The organism is Synechococcus sp. R55.7, assembly GCF_047461955.1.
Lineage (GTDB): Bacteria > Cyanobacteriota > Cyanobacteriia > Thermostichales > Thermostichaceae > Thermostichus.
In genome coordinates this window covers 4,032-10,264 of record NZ_JANSIC010000087.1, presented here as the reverse complement: position 1 = coordinate 10,264, position 6,233 = coordinate 4,032, and the positions used below count along the sequence as shown (strand labels likewise).

At 56.7% G+C, this 6,233-nt stretch carries 5 protein-coding genes; 3 read left to right on the top strand and 2 right to left on the bottom strand.

The features are described 5' to 3' along the window. The first annotated feature begins 19 nt into the window (after positions 1-19). On the top strand, positions 20-706 hold the full coding sequence (locus NW820_RS06375; protein ID WP_414407007.1) for a V4R domain-containing protein: 687 nt from the start codon (positions 20-22) through the stop codon (positions 704-706). 103 nt (positions 707-809) lie between these two features. Beyond that, positions 810-1,184: a chorismate mutase gene (gene aroH / locus NW820_RS06370; protein ID WP_011433434.1), complete on the top strand. Its 375-nt coding sequence runs from the start codon at positions 810-812 to the stop codon at positions 1,182-1,184. A gap of 384 nt (positions 1,185-1,568) precedes the next feature. Here the strand turns inward: aroH and NW820_RS06365 are convergent, their stop codons facing one another. Then, complete coding sequence (locus NW820_RS06365) at positions 1,569-1,970, bottom strand: hypothetical protein (RefSeq protein WP_414330894.1); 402 nt, start codon at positions 1,968-1,970, stop codon at positions 1,569-1,571. 181 nt (positions 1,971-2,151) lie between these two features. Between NW820_RS06365 and NW820_RS06360 the strand changes: the two genes are divergently transcribed. Beyond that, positions 2,152-2,955 carry a Ycf66 family protein gene (locus NW820_RS06360; protein WP_414343775.1) on the top strand — a complete coding sequence of 268 codons (804 nt, stop codon included), beginning with the start codon at positions 2,152-2,154 and terminating at the stop codon, positions 2,953-2,955. A gap of 81 nt (positions 2,956-3,036) precedes the next feature. On the opposite strand, the gene ppc is transcribed toward NW820_RS06360, so the two are convergent. Beyond that, positions 3,037-5,973, bottom strand: coding sequence for a phosphoenolpyruvate carboxylase (gene ppc / locus NW820_RS06355; protein WP_414407006.1), 2,937 nt, complete (start codon positions 5,971-5,973; stop codon positions 3,037-3,039). Positions 5,974-6,233: the final 260 nt, after the last annotated feature.

The following is a 6,233-nucleotide window of genomic DNA, read 5'->3' as shown; positions in this document are numbered from 1 at the left end:
GATAACCAGGGGATCCCTTATGACCGGCACTAGCTCTATCTCCAATGGCTCAGTCACCTTTGATCCCTATACGCCTGTTTTGGCCAACTACTACACACCCAGCGCTTATCTGCGAAGCGATTTGGAATCGGGCTTACTGGAAAGTCGCCACGGTGAACGTCTCTTGGCCCTTCCAGAAGCATTGCTGCGGGGCATCTACACGGGCCTGGAATACGAGACTGGCCAGGCTGCTCGTTTGGTATTGCGCAACTGTGGTCGGATGTGGGGCAAGGAGTTTTTCCGCCGTTTTGCCCAAGAACTCTCCGACTACTACCAGAAGCCTTTGGCCGAGCTGGAGATGGGCCTTTTCCTGCAAAGTCTGAGACAAGCTTGGAAAACTCATGGCTGGGGATTGATCGAGATCGACTGGACTTACAAAGATCAAGGAGTGCTGGTGGTGTCGATTCGCAATTCCCCCTTCGCTGCCGTCACGCCTCCCCATTTCAAGCGGCCGATGGGCTTTTTGGAGGCAGGGCTGTTGGCCACCTGGTTTAGCCAGCTAACCGGCCAGGATTTGCTCTGCGTGCAAACTGCCAGCGAGGCTTTGGGAGCGAAGAGCAATTTGTTTGTCGTAACCGCTGCTGCCCGCCTCAAAGAGGGAGAAGCCTGGGTGGACTCCGGCCTCAGCCACGAGCAGATCCTGGAAAAGCTCCTGCAGCCCAGCTAGGCGATGGGGGCTGGTTTTCCCCAGAGGGATGGGATCCCAACAGGGATGAGTCTGTATAATTTTCTGGAAGCGAGGCGAGCTCAAGCGCGCGAGGGTGTGGCCATTGGGGTGGCGAGTCAGAGCAATTCGGGGAGCCATCACCGTACCTACAAACAGTGCCGAGGCCATTGGCGCGGCGGTGGCTGAGCTGCTGGATACGCTAGAGCACCGCAACGCCCTCGATCCGGCTGAACTAGTCAGCGTTATTTTTTCCGTTACCCCTGATTTAAATGCAGCTTTTCCCGCCCAGTTTGCTCGTCGTCGCCCCGGTTGGGAGTCGGTGCCTCTGTTGGATGTGCAACAGATGGAGGTGAGCGGCGACTTACCCCGTTGCATTCGGGTTTTGATCCAGTTGAATACTCCACTTGCTCAAGCGGACATGCAGCATGTTTATCTGCGAGGTGCCCGCGAGTTAAGGCCAGATCTCAGCACTGTTTGATCGATCCATACAGCACCAGCACAGGGTTGACACTCTCACCGACTAAAGTCGGGGGATTTCTACACTGGAGGTGGGACAGTCTGTTGCCATGGGCAACATGGGGCATGATGGATCCCGGATTTGCCCCGCTTATTCTGGGGGAAAAGAATGGCTTAACTCAAGTTGATCCGGGTCGTATCACTACTGATTTGGGAAGGCGCAGAACATCCAGATTCACTCATAGACTTACTTGGACTTACAGTCATTTTAAACAGGTATGAAACATTTCCATCCAGCTCCCCTTTCTTTTTGGGAGATGGGGTGATGGCAGCGGCACAGAGCACTTGGGGGGCTTCTCAATTAGCTTAAAATGACTCTACTTAAGATAAGAGTAGATCTGAGAGCTCAAGGAGACAGCTTTTCTCGCAGACGGTTTTCCCACTGTTGCAGTTGCTCTTGGCGAGCGGCCACCTCTGCTTCGCGACGGCTCAGCTCTTGGCTTTGCCGAGTCAAGGATTGCCGCCAGCTTTCAATCTCCGACAGATCCACCAGACTGTGGGTTCGGGATAGGTTGTGCAACATCTCCACCAGCTTCATGGCTGCCTCTTCCACCCGCCGTACCTGCCGCTCTTCCGAAAGCTCAACCAGCAGCAACACCCCAATGTTGTAAGGGCCAACCTCTTTGCAGGTGACCCCTTCTGGCTTGCGCAGCGGCATCCAAACCCCGTCCTCGGCCTGCCGGGCCAAGAGCTGCAGCTCCCCCTGGCCGAAGAGACTTTTTTTGTGTACCCGTGCCAGATACAGCATGGAACATGCAGGAAGATGCTGCCGATTTTAGCACCGATCCCTTTTATTGAAGAGGGATCCCGTCCCTACACCCAAACCTGGGTTTTGTTGTCCGTGCCACCAGGAGGATCAATGCTAGGATCGGCTGTGGAATGGATAAGGCTCAACGCTCTCCCGTCTTCATCGTTTAGGGATCCCTGGCATGTTTCTCACCCAAAGCCCCTACTTTTTGATGGCAGCGCTGGTGGCGATTGCCAGTGGAGCCATCTTCGCGGTTCGGTTCATCAAGCGCGAGGCCTCCGCTGAGTATGACGTGATTTTTGCCACGATGGGCCTGATCTATTCCGTCTGCTTGCTCTTGGAAGGTCAGCGGCTCATCCCGTTGCTGTTCTTTGCGCAGGTGTTGCTGGCGGTGATGGCCGGCTGGTTTGCCATCGAAACCTTCCGTTTGCGGATTCTCTTAAGCGAAAAAGCACGGCAGGTGGGCGGGGCTCGTCCGACCGTTCGGCGGCAAGGCTTCAGCCGCACCTATCCCCCGGATGGCTATGCCCAAGGACGCACGGTTTCCACTCGAGCCGAGGGATCCCGTATCCGCGATACATCCTCTTACAGTCGCTCCATTCCTGGGCGCAGTGGTGAAGATCCTAGCCGTCGCCCCAGGCCCCAACTGACCGGCGATACCCGTGTGCGTCCACGCCGCCGACCCGAAGGGGATGAGTATTACGAGGAACCAGGATCCCGCTCGCGTCAGGACACCGACTACGATGAGCCGGCTCCGCCGCCAGAGGCCCGTCGCCCCCGTCGCCCTGCCGGAGAGTATCCAGAGGATGTGGATGTGCAGGAAGAGCGCAGCACAGGTACAGCTACCCGCCGCCGTCCCCCACGGCTGCCCCAAGACCAAGGGGAAAGCTACGCGGATGAACCTCCCCGCCGTCCTTCCCGCCGCGTTGTCGAAGTAGAGCCAGTAGAAGTGGAGCCAGAAGAGTACGATGACGATCTGTTCTGATAAGCTCTCGACACTGCTCTGAAACTCAATAGGGACAGCGCCAGCCTTGCTTGGGAGGTGTGGTGAATCCGGTTGGATCCCTCAGCCCGTGTTGCGCATCCCGGCGGCAATGCCGTTGATGGTGAGCAGAGCCCCACGCAGAAGTTCAGCTCGGTTGTAGCGCGTTCTCCCGGTACGGGATCCCTGATGCTCTCGCAGGCGCTTGAGGAGGGAGACTTGGATAAAGCCGAGGGGCACAATAGAGCGGTTGCGCAACTGCACCGAGCGCTTCAAATAAGGGTCGTTCTCCAACAGTTCGCTGTGACCCGTAATCTGCAGCACTATTGTGCGGGTGCGGTGCATTTCTTGGGCAATACACTCAAACAGCTCCATCGCCCGCTCTAGACGTTCTGGAGAGCTCATCTCCCGCACGTAGTGACGCGCTATTTGCAAATCCACCTTGGCCAAGGTCATCTCCACTTTGGAGATCACCATGCGGAAGAAAGGCCATTCGCGATACAGGTGCTGCAGGTGGTTGAGGTTGTGCTCGCCCTTGGCCACGTATTCCTGTAGGGCGGTGCCAACTCCATACCAGGCCGGCAGGAGAAAGCGGCTTTGCGTCCAACTAAATACCCAGGGAATGGCCCGCAGGGATCCAATATCCTTCTGGCTGCCGCTGCGGCGGGCAGGACGGGAGCTGATCTGCAGTTGGCTGATCTCTTCAATGGGGGTGACCTCGTGGAAAAACTCCACAAAACCTTCCTGCTCATAGACCAGGTTGCGATACACCTGCCGGGAGCGATCCGCCAAGGATTCCATTAGGCGCGACCACTCGTGCAGGTCGTTGGGGTAGGTGCGCAGCAGGCTGGCCTGGATCACAGCGCTGGTAACGGTTTCTAGGTTAAAAATGGCCAGATCTTGGAGGGAATACTTAGAGGCCAGCACCTCTCCCTGTTCGGTAATTTTGATGCGGCCCCCCACACTGCGCCCTGGCTGAGCCAAGATGGCCTCGTAAGCCGGGCCCCCCCCACGGCCCACCGAACCACCCCGGCCATGGAAGATTTGCAGCTTCACGCCATAGGATTCGGCCACCGTCTGCAGGCGTTGTTGAGCTTTGTAAATCTCCCAGTTGCTGCTCAAAAAGCCGGAATCTTTGTTGCTGTCGGAGTAGCCCAGCATCACCTCCTGCAGATTTCCCTGCTGAGCCAAGTACTGGCGATAGAAAGGGATCTCCAGCAACTGCCGCAAAACTTCCGGGGCCCGCTTCAGGTCTTCGACGGTCTCAAACAGCGGCACCACCGCCAGGGATCCGCGACCGCTAATGGGATCGTAGAGCCCCACCTCCTTGGCCATCAGCAGCACCTCCAACAGGTCGCTCAACTGGCGGCTCATGCTGATCACATAGGTTTGGCAAATGGCCAAGCCGAATTCCTGCTGCATGCGGCGCAGGGTGCGAAAGGTGGCGATCAGCTCTGCCGTTTTCTCGGAAAAGGCGATCTCCAGCGGTATCAGAGGCCGACGTGTTTGTAGCTCCTGCAGGAGAAAGGCGGTTTTTTCCTCTTCCGTCATCTCGTTGTAGGGACGCGGCAAAATGCGCAAGTACTCGAAAATCTCCGTGAGAGCGGCTTCGTGGTAGCTGCTGTCTTGGCGGATATCCAGATGGGCCAGGTGAAAGCCAAACACCTGTACCTGTTGAATGAGATGATCCAACTGACGGCAGGAAAGGCCGCTGTTTTTCAAGCTTTTCTGGATAAGCTGCAAGTCGGCCAGAAATTCTTCTGCGTTGGCATAGGCGTTGTCCACAGGGGGAGGGGTGGGCAAACAAGCGGAGTCGGCCAAGTTGCGGTTGCGCTCCCGCGTCAACTCCAGCCGCCGCTGAATGTAGCTGAGCTTGAGGCGGTAAGGCTCCTGGCGATATTGCAGCGAAAACGATTCGTAAACCTCGGGCATGAGGCGGTGATCCTGCTCAAGGGCATCCAGCAGTTGGCTGTCCACATCCCCCCAATGCAGGGAAATGCTCAGGGTTTTGGTGAGAGCCTTCACCGATTCGATGTACTTGCCCAGGATGAGGTTGCGCTGATAGCGGGCCGTTTGCCAAGTCACATCGGCGGTAACGGAAGGGTTGCCATCCCGATCCCCGCCTACCCACGAGCCGAAGTTGCAAAATCCTGCCGGCGGCGGCTCGACGCTGGGAAAAGCCTTTTTCAAGCTGCGGCTGAGGTACTCGTGCAGCAGGGGGATGGCCTGAAACAACACCTCTTCAAAATAGTGCAAGGTGTAATCGACTTCGTTCAAAACAGTCGGCTTGGACTGATGCAACTCGTCGGTACGCCACCAAAGCAAGACTTCTTCCGCCATCTGTTCTTTTATCATCTGGGCCTGCAAAGGCTGGGTTTGTTCTGCCCAATCCAGTTGGCCGAGCAGGCGAGAGAAAGCTCGTTGCTTCTCGCGGATGGTGTGGCGGACGATCTCGGTGGGGTGGGCGGTAAAGACCATGCGAATGTGCAACTGCTCCAGCAATCTGCGCAGTAGGCCCGGCGGCACCCCTTGAGCCCGCAGGTAAGGGAACAGCCGTTCAAATTTTTCGTTTTCTCGCACGGTACGTTGTTGGCTATCCACCATGCGCATGTCCGAGTCTTCTGCCCGTTCGTAGTGCTGTTCAACAATGTTGATCAACTGGAAGAAGAGGGCAAAGGCCCGTGCCGTTTGGATGGTGGCGTCGAGGCTGAGGTACTCGATAATTTGTAGTACCTCTGGGATCGGGTACTCCAGGGCTTGTCCTTCTGGGGAACACATGGAACGCAGTCGCTGCAACAGATCCACCAGAGACTGACCGCACTCCTGCAGGATCACCGATTCCCAGAGTTCTTCCACCAGTTGCAGGCGACGGTTCAACAGGTTGTTCCTGCGGTTGAAGGTTTCGTGGACTTGGAGGGAATGGGCCAAGGGATCCCGTTCCCCAAGCAGGGAGGCCTCCTTCAGCCCGTTGGCAGAACCCGCTGCCCCCTCTGCAGCGGTCAGGTGGGGGGAAGAGGTCATGAAGGCAGCTCCTAGAATAACCATCCCAATATTAGAGCCTGTTTGTCGAAACGGCAGATGTAGCAGGTATCACGCTCAGATTGCGGTCTTCTCCGCGTCGGATTTTGTAGTTGAGCCTACAAATTGCAAGAAAAAAGTGTTTTACCTTGCCGCAATACCGGTCTAACGCCTTGTTGACAGGAGTTCTGGTGGCTGCCACCCTGTTTATCAACGCACATCTGCTGGATCCCGACCAGGGATTGGACAAAATCGGGCAACTG

Excerpts from the sequence above, each read along its gene's own strand:
- NW820_RS06365 (WP_414330894.1), bottom strand. The coding sequence starts at position 1,970 with ATGCTGTATCTGGCACGGGTACACAAAAAAAGTCTCTTCGGCCAGGGG.
- NW820_RS06375 (WP_414407007.1), top strand. The coding sequence starts at position 20 with ATGACCGGCACTAGCTCTATCTCCAATGGCTCAGTCACCTTTGATCCC.
- ppc (WP_414407006.1), bottom strand. The coding sequence starts at position 5,973 with ATGACCTCTTCCCCCCACCTGACCGCTGCAGAGGGGGCAGCGGGTTCT.
- NW820_RS06360 (WP_414343775.1), top strand. The coding sequence starts at position 2,152 with ATGTTTCTCACCCAAAGCCCCTACTTTTTGATGGCAGCGCTGGTGGCG.